The sequence below is a fragment of the Micromonospora sp. RHAY321 genome, assembly GCF_023896955.1.
GTDB lineage: Bacteria > Actinomycetota > Actinomycetes > Mycobacteriales > Micromonosporaceae > Micromonospora.
Window position 1 is genome coordinate 216,135 of sequence record NZ_JAMHIW010000007.1, and the last position, 26,209, is coordinate 242,343.

Sequence of the window (26,209 nt, forward strand, 5' to 3'; positions counted from 1 at the left end):
CAGCCAGCAAGCGGCGTCTGAAATTCTGGTATATCAGCAATTTCCACCCTCCGATTCGGGGCCCCGCTGGCGCTATTGCACTCGCGCGGCAATCCCATGTGGAGGGGAGGGTAGCGCGGCCCTTAACGAGCTTTTGCCCCGCGCTGACGTTGCCGTCTATTTACCGCCGTTTATGGGTGAACTTCTCGGAGCATCTGATTGTGCCGCTCACCGTGTTCAATGGTTACCCGGAACCAGGCGTTCGAGGCGGCGGCGTGCCTCCTCGGCCGCTGGGTCACCCACGTCCTCGTAGATCCGCACGGCCTGGCGCCAGGCGGCAGTCGCAGCGGTCCGGTCGCCCATCCCTTCCCGGGTGTCCCCGAGCCGGATCAGGGTCTCGGCCTCGTGATAGCGGTCGACGGAGTCGCGGAAGAGTTGGATCGCCTGCTCGTAGCAGTCGGCCGCGCGGTCGCGTTCACCGAGGCGGTCGTAGGCGAAGCCGAGGCTGTCCAGCGTCGCGGCCTGGCCGTTGCGGTCGCCGCTCTGCCGTTGGTGGACGAGCGCTTCGCTGCAGCTCTCGATGGCCTGGGCGTAGTCGCCGGTGGTGGCCAGCAGCCAACCGATCGCGTTGAGCGTCCGGGCTTCCCCCGAGCGGTTACCGGCCAACCGGTAGAGCCGCAGCGCCTCGCGACCGTGTGCGAGCGCCTCGTCGAGCCGCCCGTTCAGGTAGCAGAGTTCGCAGTAGTTGTGCAGCGTCTGCGCCTGACCAGTCGCATCGCCGAGGCGTTCGTGTAGCTCGAGTGCGCGCTTCAGCCGGTACTCGGCGGCGTCGTGGTCGCCGAGTCGGGTCAGTGCGCGAGAGAGCAGCCTGTTGGCGGCGGCCTGACCAGCGAGGTCGTCAACTTTCTCCGCGGCGGCCAGCGCGACCCGTTGGGTGGTGAGCTGGTCCTGCCACAGGCCGCGCGGTGCCAGGAAGGTGTTCAGCGCCCAGGCGATCTGCCAGGCGTACGCTTCGAAGCCGTTCTCGGCGGCCTGCCGGACCACCCGGACCAGCACCCGGTGCTCCGCCGTGAACCACCCGAGGGCGCCGTCGTGATCGGTCACCGGCCGCCTGGCGGGTACGGGCAGCGGCGGCACCGGCTCGATCGGGGGCCACTGCGGCTGGAGCAGCAGCGCGGCCGGGTAGGCGCCGTGCAGGTAGTGGTCGTACAGCCGATGTCGGGCTGCCACGCGTTCGTCGGCGCGCTCCGAGGACTCGGCGAGTTCGGCCGCGTAGGCCCGCAGAAGATCGTGGAAGGCGTACCGGCCGGGGGTGTGCTCGGCCAGCAGATGCAGCCGGGTCAGCTCTCGCAGTCGCGGCGTGACGGCCGCGGTCGACATGCCGGCTAGCGCCGCAGCCGCGGCGGCGGTCAGGTCCGGGCCCGGATGCAGCCCCAGCAGGGTGAACAGCCGGGCCGCGTCCTGCCCCAGAGCCAGGTACGACCAGGAGAAGACGCGACGGACGTCGCCGTCGGCCAACGCGTCCAGCCTCGCCTCGGCCGAGTGCAGTTCGGCGGCGATGGCGCCGAGCGAAAACGTGGGATGGGTGGCGACGCGCGCCGCCACTATCGACAGCGCCAGCGGGAGCCGGCCTGCGGCTTCGACGATGTCGGCCACCGCAGCGCGCTCGGAGGCGAGCCGGCTGGCGCCGAGCCGGCCGGCGAGCAGGCTCATCGACTCCTCCGCCGTGAGCACGTCCAGCGTCATCGGCTCGGCGCACTCGGCGGCGATCAGGCCGCCGAGCCGGTCGCGGCTGGTGACCACGACCATGCAGCCGCCGGCACCGGGCAGCAGGGCGCGAACCTGGGCGGAGTCGCGAGCGTTGTCGAGCACCACGAGCATCCGGCGGGAGGCCAGCAGGCTGCGGTAGAGCCCCGTCCGGGCTTCGATGTCGGAGGGTATCCGGGCGTGGGGCACGCCGAGCGCTTCGAGGAAGCCGGACCGGGCATCGGGCGGGGACACCGCGCCGGCTTCGTCGTACCCGCGAAGGTTCACATACAGCTGGCCGTCGGGAAAGCGGTCGGCCACCCGGTGCGCCCAGTGCAGCGCCAGGGCGGTCTTGCCGACTCCTGCCATGCCGGACACCGCAGAGATGACCACCGTCGTCGGCCCCTGGCCCCCACGCTCCAGGAGCGCGTCGAGGCTGGCCAGCTCGGCGCCGCGGCCGACGAACTCCGGCACGGCACGTGGTAGCTGTTCGGGGCGCTGGATGAGGGGCCCCGGTGCGGTGCCCGGCAGCGGCCCGTCCGGCACGGTTGGCGGTTGCGCTGCCAGTCCCGGGCGGTGATGCAGGATGTCGTCGTACAACGTGGTGAGCTCCGGCGTGGGATCGAGGCCGGTCTCCTCCGCCAGCACCTGCCGAGCCTGCCGGAAGGCATCCAGTGCGCCGGCCACGTCGCCGATGCGATACAGGCCCACCATCAGCTGACCCCACGCCCGCTGCCGCAGCGGGTGCCGGTCGAGCAGGGCGCGCAGCCGGCGCACCACGTCGGCCGGCGCGCCGAGCGCCAGCATCGCCTCGGCGTAGTCCTCCTCGGCGAGCAGTCGGCGCTCCTCCAGCTGCGCCACCCGCCGGGCCAGCGCCGGACGCAGCGGCAGGTCAGACAGCGAGGCCCCACGCCACAGGCCCACCGCGGCGGAGAGCTCCGCCTGGGCCCGGTTCACATCTGTTGCGGCGAGGGCCTCGCGGCCCCGCGCCGCCGCGGCGTCGAACAGGTCCAGGTCCCGCTCGCCTGGCTCCACCCGCAGCAGGTAGCCGCCGGCCGCAGTGGTTATCCCCTCCCAGGGCTCCCCGCCGCCCAGCGACTGCCGCAGCCCGCGCACGTAGGTGCGCAGGTTCGCCGCAGCCGACGCCGGCTGTTCCTCGCCCCACAGCGTTGCGGCCAACTCGTTGGTGCCGACGACCTCGTTCGGGCGCAGCAGCAGGGTGGCCAACAGGAGGCGCTGCTTCACCGAGCCCAGCGGAACCGGCCGGCCTTCGCGGTACACCTGGAGCGGGCCAAGGAGGTCGAAACGCACAGGCACCTCACATCTGGGCGCTGCCATCTGTCATCAGGTGCGCCGCGCCCGGATGACGGGAGCGGGCGTGGGTGGTGTGTACACCAGTTGTGCGCCGGTTGTACGGGCCCCACCGTACCTTTCTACCGTCCACACTGTCCCATCGGAGAGCCTGGATGCGCTGAGATGCGATGGTCCTGGTTTCGTTTCACCATCCTCGCCCCGAACGATTTCCACTAAAGGAGATGCATGTCCTCGCTCCACTCCGTTCGTCGCGTGCTCCGTAGAGCTGCTGTACCCGCCGTCGGTGCGGTGTTGGCCATCGGCTTCAACGTCGCTATCGCCACGCCGGCCGCGGCCAGCGGCTCCTACACCGGCAGGGCGTACGTCCATGGCAGCGGCGTGGTACCTGACGACTTCGATGACGAGGGCGTCGTCAACGTCGCCACGCACCGCAACTCGAACGTCGCCTGTCTGTGGCAGACCATTCTGTGGGCGAATGGATACCTGCCCTCGTCGGGGGTCGACGGCGTCTTCGGCGACCAGACCGATGCCGCAACGAAGAATTTCCAGCGCGACAAGGGCCTCGTCGCGGACGGCTCTGCCGGTCGGAACAGCTGGACGAAGGCTGGCGACAGGCTCGCGCAGCACGACAACCAGAACGGGTGGCTGTATGTGGTGTATGACGGGGTCACGGGTTCCAGGAGCCCGTACAGCTCGCACGATTTCGTGTTGCAGCGTTCGCCCGACGGGAACTACCGGTTCTACCCGCCTCAGGGCAGCGGCCCTTACTGGGCCGCGTACAACTCCCGCACCTGCTGACCTCGCCTAACCTCGGCCACGGCAATCCGGACGTCGCGAGGTTGGCGGGCCCGCTGGCCCGGCGACGTCCGGATTCCGACGCAACCACCCGTCCGCCCGGAAATAATTGAGCTGCCTCGCTGACACGGAGGGGTTGTCAGCGGGCCAGGTCGAGAAGTGCCGGCCCGTCGCTCAACTCGTGGTCGGCGCGCAGTCGGTACGTGCAGGGCCAGTACGCCTGACAGTCGCGGCACCGGCGAGGATCGTCATCGCACTGGCAGTGCCTGCCGGCGATCGTTTGCCAGTTCTCCATGCTCGAGTCCATGGGCTACAGGTACCCCGGAATCTCAGGGCCACCCATCCCGGGCCGGGCACCAGAGTGCCGTCAGCCCTGGCGACGGTTCCAGGGGCCGGTGACGGCGTACGTGATGCCCGGGTTGTAGACGTTGAAGAACATGGTCCGGCCATCGGCGGAGAACGTCGCGCCGGCCAACTCGCCGTACGCCGGGTCCTCCGCCGTGCCGACGTTGACACGGTTGTGGGCAAAGACGAACACCTCGCCGTCGGCGGTCGTACCGAGGATGTGCTGGTCGCCGATTCCGTCCTCGCACATCATCAGGCCCCCGTACGGGGACATGCAGATGTTGTCCGGAGCGTCGAACTCTGGGTTCTCCGGCGCCGGCGTCGGACGGGTGAAGATGGTTTCCAGACGCAAGGTGTTGGCGCGGGTGTCATACCGCCAGACCTGGCCGTCGTGGTCGCGGGCCGAGCCCAGCTCACGCCGGGCGAATGACGAGACGAAGTAGGCGCAGCCGTCCCTCTCCCCCCACCAGGCGCCCTCGATCTTGTACCCACCGGTGATCGGCTTGCGGTAATCCTGTGCACGGACCGACTCCGTCGTCGCCAGGGGGTCCGGCACGTCAAGCCACTCGATGCCGGAGAACGACGCGCCCGCCTCGGTCACCACGGACAGATCCGGCAGGTCCGGGACGTGCAGAGCCTGCAGCACACCGCCCGCCCGCAGGCTTCCGTGACCGCAGAGCGGCCGGTTCGGTAGGAAGCGGTAGAAGCTGCCCAGCGGTGCCACGAACGCGTCCTCGGTCTCGTAGACGATGCCGGTGCGCGGGTCGACCGCGACTGCCTCGTGCTGGAACCTGCCCATTGCGGTCAGCGGTGTCGGGTCGGTGTTGCGAGCATCGTCGTACGGGTCGACCTCGAAGATGAACCCGTGGTCCTTCGTGTACCCGCGGGTACCGGCCTTGTCTTCGGTCTCCTCACAGGTCAGCCAGGTGCGCCACGGGGTTGGGCCGCCGGAACAGTTGATGGCCGTGCCGCCCAGGCTGACGTGCTCCGAGACGGCGCGTCGTGATGCTCTGACGATGATCGTGCTGGTCCCGCCCCCGGCGGCCGGGTCGTACGTGCGTTCCGGCGGAGCCACGACCCTGATCGTCGCGGTCGGGGAGCACTCGTGGTTGCGGACCAGGCGGGTGCCGCGCGCCCTGTCGGCGAAGGCACCCATGCCGTCGAACCGGCTCGGCACGATGCCGCCGTCCGGCCGGACGGCGCCTTCGCGGGACAGCACCGTGTAGCGGAAGCCCACCGGCAGGTCGAGCATGCCGGCCGGGTCAGGCACGAGCGGGCCGTACCCGAGATCCGGGCCGGACACCCCCAGCGCGGGTGCCGCGGTGAACAGGGCGTCGACCGAACCGGCCACAGCCACGGCGAGACCGGCTCCGGCTGAGCGGGACAGAAACTGGCGGCGAGACAAAGACACGGACAAACCTCCTGGACGTCGGGGCCCGTCGCGGCCCGGGCCGATATCGACCTGAACCGCTCGAACCACTACGTCACATCCCGCCTCACCCGTCAAGGCATCGATCGAGTTGATCGAGACCGATGCATCGGCGACGTCACCGGCGAACCAGAGGGTTTGGCACGAGATGCGGCAGCCGGGCAGCCGCGTCCGCGAGCCAGCCGCAGATCAGATAAGGACTGAACAGTCAATAGGAAATCAAGATAGGTGAGGCCACAGGCGACCCGGAACTGCAAGGCATTGAGATTCCGATCTCTGGCAGCGGTTTTCCTGGCCGACGAGGAGAAACGAACTCTATGCTTGCCGCCGGAATACGCCCGGCCCATCCGGGTCGGGGGGAACACCAGTACAAGGATTGCGAATGCGTCGGGATTCTGCTCTGGACAACGGCACTGCTCGCGTCGGCGAAGTAACACCGGACGGCGAACCGTCGACGTCCAGCGCAGAGGACGTCGCACGCCGATCCGCGGTCGCCGAGGAACAGGAGTTTCTCGACTTGGCCACGGCCCGGCGCGACAGGCTGGCCGACCACCTACAGGCCGAGCTTTCGTCAGAGGCCCTGGACGCGTTGGAACAGGCGCGGCAGCGCATGCTCCGCCAGCAGTACGAAGAACTACGGCGAGCACGGGAAGGGCTGGTCTTCGGCCGCCTCGACGGCCTTGATGGCAGCGTGCGACACGTAGGCCGTGTCGGTCTTCGCAACGACGGCGAGGACAGTGAGCCGCTGCTGGTGGACTGGCGCGCTCCCGCAGCTCGGCCCTTCTACACCGCGACGGCTGTCGACCCACAGGGCCAGGCACGGCGCCGTCACATCCGCACAACGGGATCGACCGTCGTCGGCGTGGACGACGAGCCACTGGACGGGACCCTAACGGCGGAACTCGTCGGTGAAGGCGCTCTCCTGGCCGCCCTCGACCAGCGGCGCACCGGCCGCATGTCGACGGCGATCTCCACCCTGCAACGCGAACAGGACAACATCATCCGGGCCGAGGCGACCGGCCCGCTGATCGTTCAGGGCGGTCCCGGCACCGGCAAGACCGTGGTTGCTCTGCACCGCGTGGCCTATCTGCTGTTCGCCCACCGACAGATGGCCGACCAAGCGGTCCTGGTCCTCGGCCCCTCGCCGCGGTTCCTCCAATACATCGCCCAGGTGCTACCCGCGCTCGGTGAGACCGCCGTCGTCTCGGCGACCTGCGACACTCTGCTGCCAGAGATCCACGTCGGCCGCGACGAGAGCCGGCCTCTCGCCGAAATCAAGGGCCGCGCCCTCTGGCAGCCCGCGCTCGAAAACTACGTCACGTCGCTACTCCCCCGGCCCCGTGAGCTGAAGCTGCGCTGGGAGGGCGAGTTCTACGTCATCACAGCCCCGACAGTGGCGCAGGCGCTCGCCTCGGCGGTGCAGGGACGCCCGTACCACCGCGCCCGCGCGGCGTTCACCGAGCAGCTGCACCACCTCCTTGCCGACGCCGTCGTCGAGCAGCGCGAGGCGCTGATGAACGAGATGGAGGAGGGCTTCGAGGACATCCTGGCCCGCGTCGACAAGGACATGCGGCATGACCACCACCCCGGCACGACGCCCACCGGCAGTGACATCGACGGACTGCTCTCCGAGGAGGAGATCGAACAGCTCCGTTCTCGGATCGCCGAGAACGCCACCATCGCCCGGTTCATCGAGGCATGGTGGCCCACCCTCGACGCCGAGACGCTGCTGTGTGATTTCCTGACCGACCGCACCCTGCTGGCCCGGTTCGCCCCGCAGCTGTCCCCGGACGAGATCACCGCCGTCTCGGCCGAGCCCACCCCGTGGGCATCGAGCGACATCCCCCTGCTCGACGCCCTCGCCGACCAACTAGGCGAGGTCGAAGCCCTGCAACCGCAGGGCGAGTTCGTCGCCGACCTCGCTCGCCGGCAGCGCGGCTGGGTGTACGGCCACGTCGTCATCGACGAGGCGCAAGAGCTGTCCGAGATGCAGTGGCAGATGGTCCTACGGCGCTGTCCCAGTCGCTCCATCACCGCGGTCGGCGACATCGACCAGGCGGAGGCAGCGCACCGGCAAACCAGTTGGGCACAAGCGGTGCGGGCTGCTTTCGGAGACCGCTGGACCGCCGCGGAGTTGACCATCTGCTACCGGACCCCGCGTGAGGTCATGGACCTCACCGAACCGGTCCTGAAGAAGGCTGGCAGCCGCAACGCGCCGCCACGGGCGGTGCGCTCCTCCGGCATCCGCCCCTGGGAACTCACGATCACGTCCGCCGAGCTCGCCGGCGCCGCCGCCCAGGCTGTGCGACAACTACAGCGACGGTGGCATGGTGGCACGGTCGGCGTCGTCGCCCCCGCCGACCGCATCGCCGAACTCCTGGCCGTGCTGAGCGATGTGCCGGTGCTCACCGCGTCCCAGTCGAAGGGATTGGAATGGGACGCGACGCTACTCGTCGACCCCCAGGGCATCGCCGCTGAACCGCGCGGCTGGAACGGCCTCTACGTCGCGCTCACCCGCTGCACCCAGGAACTCGGACAGCTGATCCTCACGCAGCGATCGCCATAGCCTCGGAGGTTATTCGGCCCCCCAGGTAGGGCACCACCGGACGAACAATCCGGCCCAGGGCGCAACGCCCTGGGCCGGAGTAGTGCCGCGGCTGTCGGTCTTGCCGATCAGGTGATGTTGATGTCGCTGCACCACATGTAGGTCTGGTCCAGGTGTGACGCCTTCCAGAGCACGAACAGGACGTGGTTTCCGGTGCGTCCAGGGATCGAGACGTTGAACGAGATGTTCTGTGCTGGCGCGTACCGCCCGGTCGTCGTGATCAGGTCGAGGTTGCCCCACCCGACTCGCTGGGTGGTCGGGTTGAATCCCGGCTTGGTGACATAGACCCGGAGGAAGTCAGCACCGTGGCTGGCCTGGTCGTACAGATGGACCGTCAAGTTGCGGCTGACGGTGGTCGCCTTCCATGCTCCGGGCTGGTTCACCGTGTCGTTCCTGGAGAGGGCGTTGCTGCAGAGCTGTCCGTCCGGGGTACGGGCTTCGTACTGGCCGGCGAGGCCGTCCCGCAGCTGGCTCATCCAGTTCCACATGGTGTCGGGGTTGGCCTGGAACGCCCGCCAGCACATGGGGTCTTGTTGCTGCATGGCCGGGTTCGTGTGTTGGTTGCCCCAGGTCTTCCAGCACTGATAGGCGCGACTCGCCGGGTTGATGATGGTGCCGTGGGCCTGGGCCGCGCCGGTCCAGGGCAGCGTACCGACCACCATGGCGAAGAGCACGACGAGCACTCGGAGGGACTGACGGACTGACCGGGATCGTCCGTCGGATTGATCGGACTTGTGTGAACGCACTGTTCATCCTCCGTTCTAGGTACTGAAGATCAGCGTGGGAACGCTCCCAAACCAACTGTTACATCTATGAGCCTAAATATCAACTTTGATCTATTTAAAGCCTGATGTGGATCAAGCTGACCGGGATCGCCCGGTGGAGGAGATGTCCAGCCCCTGGTTTCGCAGGTGCGGGTACGACCGCCCCGCCAGGCCGCCCGGCCGGGTCAAAGCCCGGCTGCGACGTCGTACCGGCGGCGCTGGTCGGCCATCTCCGACTCGGTCAGCGCCTCCTTGAGCGCCAACTCCTCGTACCTGTCCGGGAACATCTCCCGCAGCCGGTCGACGAACCTGACGTCGGCGGTCGCCTCGACCACCTGGATGCCGGGAGGCTCGGTGGACATATCCATGATCACAGGTCCGGCCAGCTTGACCGCCACGTCCCAGGGGCGCTTCTGCTCGGCGACCCCGCAGAGGTGGAAGCCGTAGACCGTCCGCACGTCGGCGAGCGCGGTGACCTCGGCCGGCTCGTAGCCGTAGACGCGGACCCCGCAGATCACTGGCGGCTTCTTCTCCTCGGCGGCCGCCTGCTGGACACCGTGTCCGGCGTGGTTGTGCTGCCCCGGGTCCGCCTGTTCGAGCGTGGTACGCATCCGGGTCATGATCTGCCCTTGCAGATCCGCCGGCTCTGCCTCCGGGCTGGCCCGGTTGACCAGTACGACCGTGCCGGCCGACACCGCCAGCAGGATCACCGCCACCCACACGAAGCGGTTTCGGTACCAACCCGCGAAACTCTCTCGGGAAATCATGATCGCTTCTCACCTCATCGCCGGTCCTGGTGCGCTGCCAGACCGCATCGGACGCCCCCGAGGTGTCAGACGTCGAGCGCGTCGACCGTCGGGGACACATACCAGGGGATACGGACGGCGGGCGAGGATGCCTGCCCGGCAGAACGCCCGTCGTCACAGAGATGGCCCGGCGATGCGGCATGCGAGCGTCCGCCAAAGCGGCGCGCTGCCGGACTGCGATGCTCCCGTGCTGGCCGTTCCCAGCACGGTTGCCCCCGCGCTGCGGCGATGTCAGCCATTCCAACACGTCCGGATCCACTCTGGCAACATCGACGATCCTCAGTGCATCCCGGCCCGGCCACCCTGTCGGCACCACCAGAGGCCGCGCGTTTGATATTGGCTAGGATCGATGTATCGTGGGAACGCTCCCACCCCGCGTCCACTCACCTGCTCGAGGAGCTGACCATGTCGCGACAGCGTTGGCGCCCGGCCACCATCCTGGCCGGGCTGCTCGTTCTGGTCCTGTCTGCGTTCCTGTTACCACCGGCGCCGGTGGCCGGCACCGCCGCGGCCGGCACATCCCACACCCGCGCGGTGCCACTCGCTGAGCTGACCGTGGTAACCGAACAGGTGGCTTTCGGTCTGCAGCGTCCGATCGCGATGGCCGGGCTGCCGGACGGCCGGATGCTGATCGCGGAGAAGAACGGCACCGTCCGCGCCTACCACCCCGACACCGGCTTGGCGCCCGATCCGGTGCTCGACCTGACCGCCCGGATCGACACCTCGGACAACGAGCGCGGCCTCCTCGGCATCACGCCTGCGCCGAACTTCGCGCGGACCGGGATCCTCTACGTGGCCTACACGAGCCTCCCGGCCGGCGCGCTGACCCTGGCGCGAGTGCCCATCGACGCTCCCGGGCGGCTGCAGGTGCTGCTCACCCAGGAGCACGCCGAGTACGGCAACCACAACGGCGGACAGGTGGCATTCGGCCGCGACGGCTACCTCTACTGGTCCCTCGGCGACGGCGGCCACGCGAACGACCCGTTCAAGTCCGGTCAGAACCTCGGCACCCTGCTCGGCAAGATCGTGCGGATCGACGTCAACCGCACCTGCGGGGGGAAGCCCTACTGCGTGCCCTTCGACAACCCGTTCGTCCGCGTGGCGGGCGCCCGGCCGGAGATCTGGGTCTACGGGCTGCGCAACCCGTGGCGGTTCTCCATCGACCCGGTCGACGGCTCACTGTGGATCGGTGATGTCGGCCAGGGCCTGGTCGAGGAGATCAACCACATCCGCCCGTCGCAGCGTGGGGCGAACCTCGGCTGGTCCTGCCGAGAGGGCACGCCGGTCTTCGACCCGGAGCAATGCCGGTCGGGCGTGCGGTACACCGACCCGGTCTTCGAGTACGAGCATTACCTCACGGAGAACTGCTCGGTGACCGGCGGCGTGGTGTACCGAGGGTCCGCCACCCCGGAGGCGTGGGGGACGTACATCGCGAGTGACTACTGCTCGACCCTCGCGTTCGCCGTGCGCCCCAAACCCACGGGCGGCTACGAGTCCGCCACGATCGGCAACTTCCCCACCCAGCCGACCGCGATCGACAGGGACGTGCACGGCGAGCTGTACGTGCTCAGTGACCTCCCGGGATGGCTGAGCCGGGTGCGGTTCGAACGGGTCCAGCCAGCCTCCAACGGCGGGCCGGCGAACCGCTGAACCTCGGGGCAATCCCTCCGCATCCGCAGTACCCCTGGGGACGGCCGCATCCGACCGGCCGTCCCCAGCTGGCAACATCTGCAGCGCTTGTCGGGGAATCAAGAGACCACGATGCCGCTTCACCGAGGACGGGCTCAGCCGGGTACGAAGGACCTCAGCCGACCGACAGGGTCGACTCGCGCATCACGACTCGGCTCGGGAACTCCTCCGATGTCGGCGCACCGCCGTCGATGGCTTCGAAGAGCCGTTGGCCCGCCATGGCACCGAGTCGTTTGAGGTTCATGTCGATGCTGGTCAGGCGGGGCCTCGAGTGTGCGGAGATCGCCTCCCAGTTGTCGAAGCCGATCACGGAGGTCGTACCAGGCACGTCCCGTCCGAGGTCGCGCAGCGCATCCAGGACACCCCGGGCGATCTGGTCGCTGCCGCAGAAGATCGCGTCGACCTCGGAATGGTGCTCGACGACCATGTGCGCTGCGGCCCGCCCCCAGGACTCGTCCCACGACCCGAAGTACGGTCGCCCGCCAACCATGCTCAGGCCGGCAGCGGCGAGCGCCGCCGCTGCGCCCTCGGCACGATCCCGCGCCGCCTGGAACCCAGCGTCTCCGGTGATGTGGGCGATGTTGCGCCGACCGCAGGCCAGCAGGTGCTCGATGGCGAGCTGACCGCCTCCCACGTTGTCGACGGTGATCGAGACGTCGGCTGGATCCGAGGAGGGGGCGTAGACGTAGACCACCGGGACGGAAATGTTGCCGGCCAACGGTGGACGGGCGTCGGTGCGGGAGCCCACCACGATCAGACCGTCCACCCGGCGCGACAGCAGCGCACGGACGTGATGCTTTTCCCGAATCGCGTCACCGCGCGCGTCGCACAGGAAGACCGACACCTGGCCGGCCCCGAAGGCGTCCTCCGCCCCCATCAGGATGGGAATCGAGAAGCGCCCCTCGAGGTCGCTCGTCAGGAGGCCCACGGTCCCGGTGCGGCCACTGAGCAAGCCACGGGCGAGGGCGTTCGGCGCGAAGGAGAGCAGCTCGGCTGCCTCCAGCACCCGGACTCTGGTGGTCGCCCGCACCTCGCTACGCCCATTGATCGCCTTGGAGGCGGTCGCGACGGACACCCCCGCGAGCTTGGCGACATCGGTGAGCGTGGGCGTGCGGTTGGTGGGGATCCCAGGCTCGTTGGCCATGTGGTGCTCCCTCCCGGCGACCGGCACAGGCGTGGTACGCGGCGACAGGCCGCCTCCGGAGTGCCGTGACGAGCACCCAGGCGGACGAGGATCTTCAGTGCCTTTTCGACGATGTTTCGGTGAGGGTTCGGGCACCGCATTCTCCCGTCGAAGCTCTCACCTGGGCGGAACACTACACCGGCGAGTACTTGCGGCAAGTGTCAGGAATGCACCCTGCAGGTCCCCTCCCGAAATCTCGGCCGAAACGCCACGTCGGCGGAGCCGGTCGGGTGGCGGGGTCGAGCCGGACCCCGCCACCCGATGTCCGGGCTACGGCCTCGGCTGGTTGCCGTCGAGCGCCTCGTACGGCGTCTCGATCTGGACGGTCGCCGACCCACCGTCCACCGTCCCGGTGACCCTGACGGTCGCGGTACCTGCCGGCACCGACGTCCCGCGAGCGTTGAACGCCTGGTAGACGGCCTTGCCCGGGGCGACATCGGCCACCGTCCGCGAGCCGTACGGCGTGCTCAGCTCGATGGTGAGCGGCACGTTGTCGGAGTTGTGGGCGGTGACGGAGACGTGGGCGTTGGCGCCGATGAACCGCGTGTGGGCCCGCACCTCGACGTTCCACGTGGGTGGCGGCTCGAGTTCCCTGTTCGAGCTGGCGGCGTACGAGACGACGAGATCCTTCTCCGCGGCGGTGAAGGCGCCCGCCGTGACGAAGGCCTCGGCGGTCTGCGTGACGGTCGAGACGAACTGTCCGTGGTTGGCGAAGGGCGCCCGGTCCCACACCAGGTCGAGGAAGGTGGGACCGTCGGTGCCGGGTGAGGGGATCCCGGTCACCGGGATGTCGTAGTTCGGCAGGCCGTCATTGCGCCTGCGGTTGGGCACGCCGGTGTCGACCGAGCCGAACACGACGGTCGGCTCGACCCGCCGGAAGTACGACGAGGCGGGCTGGGTGTCACCGATGTAGTACGGCCGCAGGGTGAAGCCGTGCGTGGTGAAGAGGTGGTCACCCGCCGCCGTGGTGCTCGTGTGGGTGATCGCCGCGCGGGAGTAGTCGCCGTCGCGCTTGAGGTGCCGGTACAGCGAGAGTTCCCGGTAGTTCCCGACGCCCGGGTTCCCGAGGACCTGCATGAGGACCGGACCCCAGAAGATCGACTGTGTGTCGGGGCGGTCCAGCGCCCGCTCGATCCGGATGCTGAATGGCATCCGGATCTCGATGGTGTCGCCGGAGTTCCAGGACCGGCTCAGGGTCAGGTAGCTGCCGGGCGTGGCAGTGACGTCCTGAGCGGCACCGTTGATCGTGACGAAGAAGCCCTTCCGCACCCAGGCCGGCACCCGCAGCTTGATGGCGAGCGGGCCACTGCCCTGCACGGTCAGCCTGGTGCGGTCCTGGCGTGGATACGCGGTCTGCTGGGTGATGGTGAAGCCCTTCTCGGCCCAGGTCAGCGTCGACGACACGTACAGGTTGACCCAGAGCGCTCCACCGTCGGCGGACTTGAAGTAGATCGTCTCCTGGTATTTGGTGTGGTTCTCCATGCCGGTCCCGCCGCAGCAGGTGCCGGTGTTGCCGTAGCTGCGGGTGGCTCCCGGGGTCAGCGGCTGGAAGTAGGTGACCTGTGGGCTGCTGACATTGGTGCTGTCCGCCCGCGAACCGGCGATCTGGTTGATCAGGCCGCGCTCGTAGTAGTCCATGTACGCCGGATCGGGCTCGTGGAAGAACAGGTTACGAGCCAGCTTGATCAGGTTGTAGGTGGTGCAGGTCTCGGCACCGCCCTGGGCAATCGAGTTCGCGATGTTGTCCCGGTTCTGGAACAGCTCGGTGTTGTTGTTGGAGCCCGGGTAGTTGCCGCCCGTTCCCCCGTTGGCGTAGGTGCGGTGCGGTACGACCATGCCGAAGAAGTTCTTGGCGGCCTGGAGGTAGTCCTGCTCGCCGCTGTGCTCGTAGACGCGCAGGTAGCCGATGAACTGCGGCACGTGCGAGTTGGCGTGCAGCCGGTCCGGACGGCGACGACCGGGCCGGGTCTGTGGCGTCGTGACGAGGATGTCGCGGTTCTCGACGCAGGCGTCGAAGAGCGACTCCCGGTTGTCGAAGCGCTTGGCGGTGTCCAGGTGCTTCGCGTCGCCGGTGAGCGCGTAGATCTCGGGGAACACCTCGTTCGCGCCGCCGGTCTCGCCGGCGATGTAGAGGTCCCACATGTAGTTCAGGTTGTCCCGGGTGATCGGGCCCGTGTACGCGGGGTGGTTCTTGTCCCCGATGGTCAGTGCGAGGTGCGCCCACTCGGCCATCCGAACGACCACGTCGAGGGCCTTCTGGTTGTCGGTGTGGTAGTACGCGTCGAGCAGCCCACGCATGATCTTGTGCTGCGTGTACCACGGCGCCCAGGTGTTGGTGCTCAGGTCACCGCCGTAGACGGCCCACCGTGGCGGGCCGAGTCGGAGTACCGCGTCCTCGGGGATCGCGCCCAGGTAGCCGGGATGGGTCGGGACCCAGAGGGCTCCCCCGCCGCTCTGGCTGGCCACGATGCCGCCGTCGCGGCCGTTGGGCGAGGCGTCCCTGATCGTGGAGCCGTCCTCCTCCTCGAAGCGGTACCAGGCGATCGACCCGCCGCTGGTGCTCCCGGCCGCCGAGTCCAGCAGCGACTGGATCTCCTGCTGGCTCAGTGCCCGGTCGAAGATGTGGAACTCGTCGACGGTCGCGTCCAGGTACGCGTCGCCGTACTGGGAGCGCCCGATCCACCGGTTTCCCGGGTTTCCGAGGTCGGCCGGGCTGAGGGTCATGGCCGTGTTCTGGCCGGCCTGTTGACCGTTCACGTAGAGGGTGCCGGTGCGCTGGGTGAGGGTGACGGCGAGGTGCACCCACTGGTTGGTCGGCAACGCGGCGGTACCGTCGATCCGTTGTTCGCCACCGCTACCACTGACCGTGATCGCGAACCGCGGCACGTTGCCGGTGACACCGGCGCGCGGGGTCAGGAACATGTTGACCGTGGTGTTCTGACCGAAGTCGAACAGCCGGCTCCAGTTCTGGGTGGAGGCGAGATTCACCCAGGTGGCGATGGTGAAGTCGGCGAGCTGGCTGATCGCCTCCTGGGGTAGGGCCACGTGCTGCGCCCGACTGGGGCCGTTCAGGCGGAGGCCGCTTCCGAAGCGACCCGGCACCCGGCCGATCTGCGGTTCCTCCGGCTCCTCACCACCCGGGTCGCCCCCGCCCATCCGCGCGGTGATCGCGGCCTGGCACGCCGCGAGTTCGTCGACCATCCAGTCGAGCTTGCTCTTGAAGATCGGCTCGCCGTGGTCGGCGTACCCCTGCGCCAGGGCCGTCATGAAGTGGCCGGCCCAGTGGCCGCTGAGCAGCCCACCGTCCTCCCAGCCCCCGGGGACGGAGACGCCCGCCGGGTTCGGTCGGCCGGCCTGGTTGTTGAACAACACGAGGAAGCGCCGCTCGTCGAGCTGCCGGAGGTAGCTCTTCATGCGGTCGCGCTTCTCCTGGAGCAGGCCGTCGCCCAGCGTCACGTCGCGCAGCTGGAACGGCCGAACCGGGGCGGTGCCGCCAGGGCCGGGGTCGGCCGGGGTCACGTTGAGTGGAGTCGGGCCGGCTGGCGCCTCGGTGGCGGCGTGGGCGGCGGTCGCGGGGAGCGCACCCGCGGTGGCCACCGCGGTGACACCGATGGCGGACGCCTGAAGTACCTGACGTCGACTGACGGGCATCTCGTCGGAGAGAACCATTGCGGATCGTCCTTTCACGCGGGGGATCAGGAAGTTTGTGGCGCGTCGCCGGCGAGAGCCGGGGTCCGGGCTTCCGCCCGGCCTTCGTCCCGGGCGTCGGCGATAAGCTGCGCGAGTCGCCGCCGGCGTCGGCGCAGGGTGCTCCGGATGGCGAGGGCCAGGACGGCGAGGACGGCAGCCAGGGCCAGCTGCGGCCACGGCAGCGCCCAGATCGTCACGGTGGCGGTGGCGGGCTCGATCTGGGCGCCGGCGGGGTCACCACCGAGGATGGCCGGGGTGAGGTCGACGCGGGTGCCGAGTCGTCCCACCGACCAGACGCCGTCGAGGCGAGCCTCGACGGCGCGGCTGCCGCCAGGAAGTGTCTCCTCGACGTTCGTCGAGGTGCGCCGTGCGACCAGGCCGAGCGGGCCGGCGGCGGACGTCCGGCCGGTGGCGGCCACCGCGACGTTGCCGTCGTTCGTCGCGGTGTACCTGAGGTGGACCGTGCCGGCCGAGAACGGGTTCCAGGAGCGCTCGTACCGGGCGGTGAGGCCGCTGATCGCCAGGGACGCGGCGACCGTGCCGCTGGCCCGCAGCATGACCCGGAACCCGACCCGGCTCTCGACGGCGACCGTGCCTCCGGCGCTGGTGACCGCCGCCGCGATGCCGGCCGGGTGGTCCCCTGGCGTGGCGTCGCGGGGCGCCGTGATGGTGAACGGCACCACCTTCGTCTGGTGGGGTCCGACGTTGACCGTCTGCTGCACCCTGATCCAGGTGCCGCCGTCCGCCGACTGCTGATTCGACGGAAGCATGTTGAAGCGGCCCTTGTCGGTGAGGTAGCCGTCGGCCGCCTTCAGCGCGAAGACCACCGCGCCGTCGCTGAAGTTCCGCACGGCCAGGTGCTCGGTCACCACCTGACCCGGGTCGAGCGTGCGCTCGACCCACCGGCGGCCGTCCGGGCCCTGTTGGTCGGCCGGCTGGACCGCCCAGGTCAGCGTCGGAGACGTCGGTTGCGCCGCCGCGGCGGCGGGTGCGATCGGCACGGCGACGAACACCGCGGCCAGCACGGCGAGCAGTCGCAGCGGCGTCCGCAGCGAGGTCCGGATCATCGCGGGTCCTTCGACGGAGGGATATGACGGGTGGGGGCCGCGTCGCTGCGACCCCCACCCGTGTGTCACTCGAACAGGGAGAGGGTCAACGTCGAGGTGTACGAGCCGGCGGCGACGTCCGCCGGGGTGCGCAGGTACAGGTCGGCGTCTACCGAGTACGCGTCGCCGGTGACCGCCTCGGAGTCGAACGTCGACACCAGCAGCTCCTGGTCGACCAGGCCCACGTTGTTGCCGGGCTGGGTCGGCTCGTCGAGGACGGTCACCACCTCCTCGCCTTCGGTGACAAGGCCGGTGTCGCCGCCGTCGATCAGGCGCGGCTTCCAGCCGAGATGCCCGGCGCTGATCGGCGTCTGACCGGCGCCGCCGACGAAGTCGGTGGCGCTACCCAGCACGGCCCAGGCGCTGTTGTCGGGCACCTCCTCCGCCGTACGGGTATCGGTCACCGTCACCGTCGGCAGGCTGCCGACGAACTGACGGACCAGCAGCGTCGAGCCGTCCTCGGACAGCGCGACCGAGTCGCCGGCGATCGACATGGCGAGTACGCCGGGTTCGGCGATCTCCTCGATGTCGACCGTCACCCGCACGTCGGTGCTGTCGCCGGGCTCGGCTTGGACCGGTGCCTGCAATGCCACCGTCCCGACCAGCACCGCACCCGCGGCACCGGCCGCGAGCAACCGCCTACGGTTTCCTGTTTTCATGTGCTGCTCCATCGTCGCTAGTGGTTACGGGGCCTGAGGGGGATCGCCGGCACAATCGGCGCCGGCGTGGTCTGCGGTGCGGACGACCGTCACGTCCGTACCGTTGCTGGGTCCGGTGGCCCGGACGGTCGCCGAGCCGGCCGGGATCGATACCGCCCGGGTGGCGAACGACTGGTAGGCGTTAGCACCGGGCGCGACGTCGGCGACGGACCGCTGGCCGTACGCCGTCTCCAGGACGATGTCCACCGGCGCGTCGTGGTCGTTGCGCGCCTGCACGGCGACGTACGCCCTGCCGCCGACACACCTCGCCTGCACGCTGACCGTGATAGGCAACGCGGGTTGGACTCCCGGGTCGTCGGCGACCACCCGCCACTCCGTGATCGCGACCGCGGAGTAGGTGGTGCCGTTCCCGTTGGCCCGGATCGTCGCCCGCACCCGCGCCGTGGTGACCGGATCGAAGGTGACGGTGTTGAACGCGGTGGTGCTCGTGCCGTACGCGGATGCGCCGGTCACGTCGCGCCAGGCCGAGGTCGCCCCGTCCCAGTACTGCAGCACCCACCCGTCGGGTTCGGCGACGCCGTCGCCGGTGCCGCGGTTGGAGTCCCGCCAGAACTTGAGCTCCGTGCCGGTGATGCGCACCGGTCGCGCCCAGTCGTACTGGACCCACTGGGTCGCCGGGCGAGTGCCGGACCAGGTGCCCCAGAGTTGCGCCTGGCTCGGGTTGGACGGGTCGGCGCCGTCGTTGAGGGCGGTGACGCTGTTCCAGCCCGCCGTGTACGAGGCGGTCGGGGTCGCGATGGGCCCGATGTTGCCGGCGAGCGGCCCGGACAGGTCCGCCGGGATGGTGGCGGTCTTCGCGGTCTCCAGGTTTCCCGCCACGTCGAGCGCGCGGAACGACACGGTGTGCCGGTTCGAGTCGGGCGCCGCGATGGCGCCGCTGTAGGCGGTCCACGCGCCGGTGCCGATGGCGTACTCGACGCGGGCGACGCCGGAGGTCGCGTCGCTCGCGGTCACCGTGACCGCCCGGGTGGCACTGTCCACGGTGGCCGTGCTGACCGGTGCCGTCGCGTCGATGGGTACCGGAAGGGTCGCGGGCGACGAGGCGTTGCCCGCACGGTCGGTCGCGGTCGCCCGGACGCTGTGCTGACCGTCGCCGGAGACGGTCACGTCGACGGACCGCACGGCGCTCGTGACGACCGGCTGGTCGTCGTCCACCCGCGACTCGATGGTCAGCCGACCGCCACGGTCGTCGACACCGGCGACGCGCACCCGCACCGCCGACCGGAACCAGCCGGCACCGCCGGCGCTGCCGCTGGGCGTGAGCGTCAGCGTCGGCGGGGTCTCGTCGCCCTCGGTGTCCTCCGGCGAGATGACCCTGACCTGCGCGGAGACGCGACCGGCGGCGTAGCCGAGGACGCTGCCCCCGATCGTGAACGTCCCGGGCGTCGCGACGTTCTCGGGCGTGACCGGGTCCCAGAAGACCGGCAGCCGCAGCGTCTCGGCGCCGAACGCCACCGGGAGACTGTCGGGCAGTTGGGTCTCCCCCACCTCCACCGTCATTCCCGGTGCGGTGACGGACTCCGGCTGTGCGGCGAGGACCTTCCACTCCTCCACTGCCACCGCGGAGTAGGTGCTGCCGTTGGTGGACGCGTCGAACACGGCCCGCACCTGGGTCGTGGTCACCGGGTCGAACGTGGTGTCCTGCCAGCCCTGTGTGCTGGTTGGGAAGCCGCTCGGGTTCGGCACGTCGGCCCATTGACCGCTGTCGAGATTCCAGTACTGGATGCGCCAGCGGGCGGGGGCGGCGACGCCCGTGCCGGTGCCCTGCGGCTGGTCGTTCCAGAAGTCGACCTGCGACCCGGAGATCCGCATCGGCTGGTCCCACGTGTACTGCACCCACTGCTGGGGCGGGTTGTTGCCCGTCCACGTCCCCCACATGTCCGGTGGCAGAGGGTTCGACCGGACGATCTCGTCGTTGAGCGCCTTCACCCAGTACTGCGTGGGCACCGGCTCGTTGGAGACGGTGACCCTGGCCGCCTGGGCGATGTTCGCCCGCGGGGTCCGGTCGGGCCCCTTGACCGGCGTCGGTGTCACGAGCTTCAGCCTCGGCGGGCTCTGCGTGTCGTCCCACTCCACCGGGTCGATCGCGACCGACCGGCGGAAGTGGCCGCCGCCCACGGCGTCGGCGGTGTGGTACGCCATGTACCACCTGCCGTTGAACTCCAGGATGCCCGGGTGGCTCGTCGTCGAGGAGACCGGCCGGAGCATGGTGCCCCGGTAGGTCCACGGTCCCTCCGGCGACGACGCCGTCGCGTACGCGATGCAGGCGTGGTAGTTCGCCGGGGTGCACGGCGAGGTCGGGCCGGCGTTGTTCCCGGCGTACGCCATGTAGTAGGTGCCGTTGCGTTTGAAGGCCCAGGCCGCCTCGAAGAAGCCGGTCAGGCCGGTGACCGAGCGCTGGGTGGTGACCGGCGTCTTCATGTCCTGCTGGAGCTCGATCATCCGCAGCTGGCTGAACGAGCCCCACCAGAGGTACACCCGCTGGTTCGGTGCCGTGCCGTCGATGAGGATCGTCGGGTCGATGTTGTGGATGGTGTTGGCCGTCGGTACGCGTTGGGAGATGATCGGCCCACCCGCGTGGTCGGTCCACGGGCCGGTGGGGCTGTCCGAGACGGCCACGCCGATCGCGAACTTGTCGGACGCCGGGCTGTCCCGTTCGTTGATCGGTACGTACCAGTAGTAGCGCCCGTCCACGCCCCGGACGACCTGGCCCGCGTACGCGCGCCCGGGCGTCGCCCAGGCGAAGACCTGTTCCGGGCGCATCAGCGACGGATAGTGGGTCCACTGGCCGGCCTGGACGTCCGCGGTGCGGAAAGCGCCCCACTCGTTCATGATGAAGTCGTTGGTGGACGGTCCGGCCTGGTCGTGGCCGGTGTAGATGTAGAGCTGGTCCTGGCCGGTGTCGTTGCCGGGAGCGCCGGCCGGCACGACGACCGGCGCCGGGTCGGCCGAGTAGTAGCTACCGTCACCGAGGATCGGGTTGACGGTGTTGGTGAAGGTGTACGAGTCGGCCGCGTAGGCGGGCGCGGCGACCCCGACCAGGCCGGCGGCGACGAGCCCGGCGACCGCCGTCGCGGCGAGCGCCCTGCGGACCCGGCGCGCCGGCCTGCGGGTTGGTGGGGCGGCGCCGCGCACCATGGTGGTGTTCACGGTGTCGATCTCCTCACTGTTGTCCGGAGGTGGTGGCGGCGCCGGTGCGACGCCGCCACCACGAAGGGTCAGCCGCAGGCGAGCGCGCCGAACGGCGCCTCGAACGCCACCGTCACTGGCTGGCCGTCCACGCTGCCGGTGGCCTTCACCGTCGCGACCCCGGCCGGCACCGACTCGGCGCGCGTGGTGAACGCCTGGTACGCGGACTTGCCGGGGGCGACGCTGGACACCGTGCGGGACCCGTACGGCGTGATCAGCTCGATGCTGAGCGGCACGTCCTCGGCGTTGCGCGCGTTGACCGAGACGTAGGCGCGGGTGCCGACACACTGCGTGCGCGCCTGCACCTCGACGTCCCACGTCGGGGTCTCCGGCGGGTCACCCACGATGAGGGTCAGCGTGGTTCGCGTGGCGCCGGCCTGGCTGACGTAGTCGGGCAGGATCAGGTTGCCGATGATGGTGTAGCGACCGGGGGTGTCGACGATGTCCTCGTCGAACTCCCAGTCGACGCCGATGGCCTGGTTGTCCCGGGACCCGTCGTTGTAGGAGACCTCCACCCTGTCCGGCAGGTGCGGCAGCTCCCCCACGTCGACGGACCGCTCGAACGTCTCGGCACCCTGGATCGAGATGCCGCCCGGCGCCGTTTCGGGCCGCACGTAGACACGGGCCTCGGTGATGAGGCCGTACGCGTCGTTCGTGCCGTAGACCACGAACGGCTCGACGTTGGTCTCCGCGACCATCGCCGGCGTGATCTCCTGCCAGTTGAACGCGACGCCGCCGCGGGCGCCGCTGGCGTAGACCGCGTCGAGCGTGCCCGGCAGGGCGGGCACCTCGCCCACGGTCGTCCGGATGAGCACGGGCGAGCGCACCGAGTCGACGGTCTCGCCGTTGGCACGCCAGCGCAGCACGCCGGTGCCCGCGCCGCTGCCCATGAGGCCCCAGATGCGGATGCGCAGATAGCTGGTCGTGACCGGTTGGAAGTCGAAGTGGTTGTAGGTGTTGGTGGCGAGCCCGTTCGCGTACGTCGAGTCCCCGGTGAGGGTGACCGGCGTCCAGGTGGTGCCGTCCGCTGAGCTCTCGATCGCGTACGTCGTGCCCGTGGGCCGACGGGTGCCGCCGTTGTCGTCGTACCAGTAGATGTCGGTCGAGGACAGCCGTACCGGCGCCGTCCACCGGTACTGGATCCACGCCGCCCGCTCCGGGCTGGTGCCGTTCTGCGGCTGACCCCAGTTGCCCCAGCCGTTTCCGGCCCCCGGGTTCGAGCTGGTCGGGGTGGTGCTCTCCTTGACCCGCTGGTGGTTCTCCCACGACGCGGTGCCGCTGGTGCTGATCGTCGCCGAGGAGCCGAACTCCGCGACCACCTCCCGTTTGGCGAGCGTCACCGCCACGGTCGCCTCGGACCGCTTCTCACCGTCGCTGGCGAAGAGCCGGAACACGTAGTCACCCTCGACCGTGCCGGTCACCCGCGTGGTCAGTGCCTTCGGGTCGGAGAAGATGACGCCGGCTCCGGACGGGGCCGAGACGGTCTCCCAGCCGTACGTCAGCTCGCTGTCGTACGGGATGCCGTCGTCGGATGCCGTGCCGACGAGTCGGGTGGACAGGTTGCCGTCCGCCGCACCGTCGCGCGCGGCGGTGACCACGGGCGCCTGGTTGGACACCTCCGGTACGTCACGCCCAGAGTCGAACACCTGGATCTCTGAGATCGCCGTGTAGAAGGTCGGGTTGTTCGTGAACGCGATGCGCAGCTTGTTCGAGGTGACGGTGTGGAACAGCGCCTCGTTGAACTTCGCCGTCGGGACGGTCGGGTTCTTGAACTGGCCCGGTACCTCCTTCCAGCCGCCGTTACCGTCGGGCACCTGCACCCACCAGCGCGCGGGTTCGCGGTAGCCACCGGCCTGGCGGTCGCTGACCGCGTACACCTTCACGTTGTCGAAGGATCTGGCCGACCCGAGGTCGAGCTCGATGTAGCCGTTCTTGTCGGTGGTCCCGTAGTTGCCCCAGTACGGCTCGTTGGCGGTGACGCCGTCGGTCACGGCCGCGAGCGACACCGGCCGCTCGGTCTCCTTGATGGCGCCGGGTGTGTGGTTCATCGACGTGGTGCTCCAGCCGGGCGTGTGGAACTGCCGCCACGGCGTCGGCCGCACGCCCTGCTGGGTGTACGACGAGCTGAGGTTGGCGCCCGCCGCCAGGTTCGGCGCATCCTCGGTGAGGTCGATGCCGGCCGTCTTCAGGTACTCGACGACGCGGGTGTCCTCGATCGGGGTGTCGACCGCGCTCGGCATGTTGGCACCGGTCGTCGCGGTGAACGTGACGGTCAGGCCGTCCTCGGCCTGGACCTGGTTGGTACGCGGGTCGTAGGTGAGCTTGCCGAGCTTGTCGGTGCTCACCTTCTTCTCGCCGTTGAGGAACAGGCTGTAGCCGGCGCCCAGGCCGTAGTTGCTGCCGTCGGGGTCCCAGACGATGGTGACGTCCTGACCGTGGTAGCGCAGGTTGTTGGCCATGAAGTGGTCGTAGCCGAACTGGATCGGCGACAGCTCGATCTTGTCGTCGGAGCGCGGCTGGAGGCCGGCCATGTCCTCGACGAAGATGTAGTTCATGTTGCCGAGCATCACGTGGTTCGGGTTGTTGCGGTTGTAGGTCTTCGCGGTCGGGTCCCAGTTGGAGTAGTACTCCGCCTGGTTCGGGGCGCGCAGGTCCGCGTTCGGGTAGATGCTCCAGGCCATCCAGTCCAGCAGCCGCTTGGCGTACGCCGGGGTGATGTACTTCTGCTCCGGGTCGTAGTGGCGCAACGCCGAGCGGACACCGCGGTACTGCACGGTGAAGTTGATGTTGGAGAAGTTGTTGGAGCCGCCGATCCCGTAGGCCGTCCGGTCGTACTGGTTGGCGGTGTAGAACGGGAAGATCGGGAAGTTGTCGCCGTAGGTCAGGAACCGGAACCCGTCGACGTAGTTCTGCCACTGGTCGAACGGGATGAGGTTCTCGGCGTAGACGTCGTAGAGATTGGACTCCCGGGCCGGGATCAGGTCGCGGGCCGACGCGGGCAGCGGGTTGGGCCGGCCGTTGGCGGTGGCCGCGCTGGTGGCGCCGTGCGACGTGCCGGCGAGGAACATCCGCATGTCGGGGCTCCACAGCCGATCGAGGATCGCCGCGCGGATGTCGTTGGCGCCGCCGGCCATCTCGTCGACCTTGCCCTGGTCGGCGCCGGCGATCTGGTAGAGCTGGCGGGCGGCGTCGAACGCGCCCCACACGTACGCCGACTCGGGGCGCTCGATGGTGCGCGCGCCGGGTGCCCCGGCGTTGGCCTTCGGGTAGCCGAAGGTGATCGCGTCGGCGTCGTTGCCCGGCATGTAGTTGGTGTCGTAGGCGATGAGGTTGTCGCCGTTGCCGTCGTAGTGCTCCAGCTGGCCGACGCCGTCGCCCTCGAAGTAGCGGGCGAACTTCCGAGCGATCTCCCTGCCGCCGCCGTGCACGTTGTAGGCCTCGAGCCCGGCGGTGCCGAGGTACTGCGAGTAGTGGTTGTTCCAGCTCGTGTGCCCCGGGCTGTCCAGGAACGCCGAGGAGCCGGACAGCTCGCCGATGTTGAGGACCTGGCCGTACGGCAGGTAGGGCGTGCGCAGCCACTTGGTGTCCTGCAGGTGCATCGGCTGGGTCAGCGCGACGGCGTTCTGGTAGAGGTTCACCCCCTCGATCGTCGTGGGGTACTGGTAGACGTGACCGGGTGCGTTGGCGTCGAGCGTGTTGTACCGCTCGCCCCACCAGCGGTAGACGATGGCCTTCTCCAAGGCGGGGTCGGGCACGTCGATGTAGGGCACGTCCTGCGCCCAACGGCGGTTGAACGCGGTGATGCCGGTGCGCACTGCCGTGGCCGGCGACATCGCGGCGTACTCCTGGTAGCTCTGCACCGTCTTCGGCAGCGTCGCCGAGGAGACGGCGCCGACCACCGACAGCGACACCGTGCCGCCGGCCGGCACGGTGATCTCGCGGTCGAGGTTGGCTCCGGTACGACTGAAGCCGGCACCGGTGAGGTCGACCCTGACCGAGTCCCACGCGGTGTCGACGAGCCCGTTGTTGGAGCCGCTGGTGATGGTGCGCGTGCCGGTCAGCGTGGCCGCGCCCGGCCCGGCCTGGGTGGCCAGCGGAGACGCGGCGCGGACGGTGAAGGTGGCCGGCGCGTCACCGGGGTTGCCGAAGTCGATGGCGGTGACGGCGACGTTGTCCTCGGTGATGAACTTGGTCTGGTCGGCGGTGACCCCGGTGCTCCCGATCGTGTACCGGGTCCTCGCGTGGCTCGGCGCGTTGAAGCGGTTGGCGTTGACCTCGGTGACGGTCTGCCCGGGCACCGTGACGGTGTACAGGTTGCCGAGGTTGTTGGGGCCACCGACGTACGCGCTGCCGGCGAAGCCCATGCTGGTGAAGTTGTTGTTGCTCGCGCCGCGCATGTAGAGGGAGCGGCCCCGGGTCATCAGCACCGCCGACCCTAGTGTTCCGGGGACCCCCAGCACCCGGTCGAGGTAGTAGTCCGTGCCGCCGGCGGCCAGATCCTTCTCGAAGATCGACTGGTGCATGTTCCCCGCGGTGAACGGCACACCGGGCTTGAGCTGGTTGGCGACGTCGCCGACGTTGCTGTACGCCGGGTCGCCGATCTCCATGGCATGGTTCTGCCCGTTGGTGTAGACGCCGACGTCACCCTCGTTGCCCGGCAGGATCGGGCTGGCGGCATTGGCCGGGGACGGTACGCCGACCGCCCCTCCCACCACCAGCGCAGCCAGGGCGGCCCAGAGGGGCACCCTCCTCACTCGTCTATGGATCATGTCGTTCCTCCTTGTCGTCGGTGCGGCTGAACGGGTGAGGCGGGTGTAGAAGTTAGCGCTAACATCAGAGAGCCTCTCGGC

Annotated in this window: 14 protein-coding genes; 3 read left to right on the plus strand and 11 right to left on the minus strand. The window is 69.4% G+C overall.

The window, feature by feature from the left end; genetic code table 11:
* Positions 1–216: 216 nt before the first annotated feature.
* The gene (locus tag M8C17_RS18075; protein ID WP_252417668.1) at positions 217–2,970 is read right to left on the minus strand and encodes a BTAD domain-containing putative transcriptional regulator; all 2,754 of its coding nucleotides are present in this window, start codon (positions 2,968–2,970) and stop codon (positions 217–219) included.
* Between the two features lie 294 nt (positions 2,971–3,264).
* Between M8C17_RS18075 and M8C17_RS18080 the strand changes: the two genes are divergently transcribed.
* Positions 3,265–3,837, plus strand: a complete 573-nt coding sequence (locus tag M8C17_RS18080) for a peptidoglycan-binding protein (protein ID WP_252417669.1) — start codon at positions 3,265–3,267, stop codon at positions 3,835–3,837.
* A 136-nt stretch (positions 3,838–3,973) separates the two neighbouring features.
* Here M8C17_RS18080 and M8C17_RS18085 read toward each other — a convergent pair whose 3' ends face one another.
* Positions 3,974–4,129: a hypothetical protein gene (locus tag M8C17_RS18085; RefSeq protein WP_252417670.1), complete on the minus strand. Its 156-nt coding sequence runs from the start codon at positions 4,127–4,129 to the stop codon at positions 3,974–3,976.
* Positions 4,130–4,201: 72 nt separating this feature from the next.
* Positions 4,202–5,590 (minus strand): alkaline phosphatase PhoX, encoded by a 1,389-nt coding sequence (locus tag M8C17_RS18090; RefSeq protein WP_252417671.1) that lies wholly within the window; start codon positions 5,588–5,590, stop codon positions 4,202–4,204.
* Between the two features lie 400 nt (positions 5,591–5,990).
* On the opposite strand from M8C17_RS18090, the gene M8C17_RS18095 reads away from it, so the two are divergent.
* On the plus strand, positions 5,991–8,174 hold the full coding sequence (locus tag M8C17_RS18095; RefSeq protein ID WP_252417672.1) for a UvrD-helicase domain-containing protein: 2,184 nt from the start codon (positions 5,991–5,993) through the stop codon (positions 8,172–8,174).
* A 107-nt stretch (positions 8,175–8,281) separates the two neighbouring features.
* Here M8C17_RS18095 and M8C17_RS18100 read toward each other — a convergent pair whose 3' ends face one another.
* Both M8C17_RS18100 and M8C17_RS18105 read right to left on the minus strand, forming a co-directional pair.
* Complete coding sequence (locus M8C17_RS18100) at positions 8,282–8,896, minus strand: lytic polysaccharide monooxygenase (protein WP_252417673.1); 615 nt, start codon at positions 8,894–8,896, stop codon at positions 8,282–8,284.
* A gap of 266 nt (positions 8,897–9,162) precedes the next feature.
* Positions 9,163–9,744 carry a hypothetical protein gene (locus M8C17_RS18105; RefSeq protein WP_252417674.1) on the minus strand — a complete coding sequence of 194 codons (582 nt, stop codon included), beginning with the start codon at positions 9,742–9,744 and terminating at the stop codon, positions 9,163–9,165.
* Between the two features lie 444 nt (positions 9,745–10,188).
* Between M8C17_RS18105 and M8C17_RS18110 the strand changes: the two genes are divergently transcribed.
* The gene (locus tag M8C17_RS18110; protein WP_252417675.1) at positions 10,189–11,433 is read left to right on the plus strand and encodes a sorbosone dehydrogenase family protein; all 1,245 of its coding nucleotides are present in this window, start codon (positions 10,189–10,191) and stop codon (positions 11,431–11,433) included.
* Positions 11,434–11,587: 154 nt separating this feature from the next.
* Here the strand turns inward: M8C17_RS18110 and M8C17_RS18115 are convergent, their stop codons facing one another.
* From M8C17_RS18115 to M8C17_RS18140, 6 genes are all read right to left on the minus strand, one after another.
* Positions 11,588–12,616, minus strand: a complete 1,029-nt coding sequence (locus M8C17_RS18115; RefSeq protein ID WP_252417676.1) for a LacI family DNA-binding transcriptional regulator — start codon at positions 12,614–12,616, stop codon at positions 11,588–11,590.
* A 309-nt stretch (positions 12,617–12,925) separates the two neighbouring features.
* Positions 12,926–16,324 (minus strand): beta-L-arabinofuranosidase domain-containing protein, encoded by a 3,399-nt coding sequence (locus M8C17_RS18120; RefSeq protein WP_252417677.1) that lies wholly within the window; start codon positions 16,322–16,324, stop codon positions 12,926–12,928.
* Positions 16,325–16,350: 26 nt separating this feature from the next.
* Positions 16,351–17,412: a DUF916 domain-containing protein gene (locus tag M8C17_RS18125; RefSeq protein ID WP_252417678.1), complete on the minus strand. Its 1,062-nt coding sequence runs from the start codon at positions 17,410–17,412 to the stop codon at positions 16,351–16,353.
* A gap of 65 nt (positions 17,413–17,477) precedes the next feature.
* The gene (locus tag M8C17_RS18130) at positions 17,478–18,110 is read right to left on the minus strand and encodes a hypothetical protein (protein WP_252417679.1); all 633 of its coding nucleotides are present in this window, start codon (positions 18,108–18,110) and stop codon (positions 17,478–17,480) included.
* 24 nt (positions 18,111–18,134) lie between these two features.
* Positions 18,135–21,320 (minus strand): family 43 glycosylhydrolase, encoded by a 3,186-nt coding sequence (locus M8C17_RS18135; protein ID WP_308209452.1) that lies wholly within the window; start codon positions 21,318–21,320, stop codon positions 18,135–18,137.
* A 68-nt stretch (positions 21,321–21,388) separates the two neighbouring features.
* Positions 21,389–26,128 carry a discoidin domain-containing protein gene (locus M8C17_RS18140; RefSeq protein WP_252417680.1) on the minus strand — a complete coding sequence of 1,580 codons (4,740 nt, stop codon included), beginning with the start codon at positions 26,126–26,128 and terminating at the stop codon, positions 21,389–21,391.
* Positions 26,129–26,209: the final 81 nt, after the last annotated feature.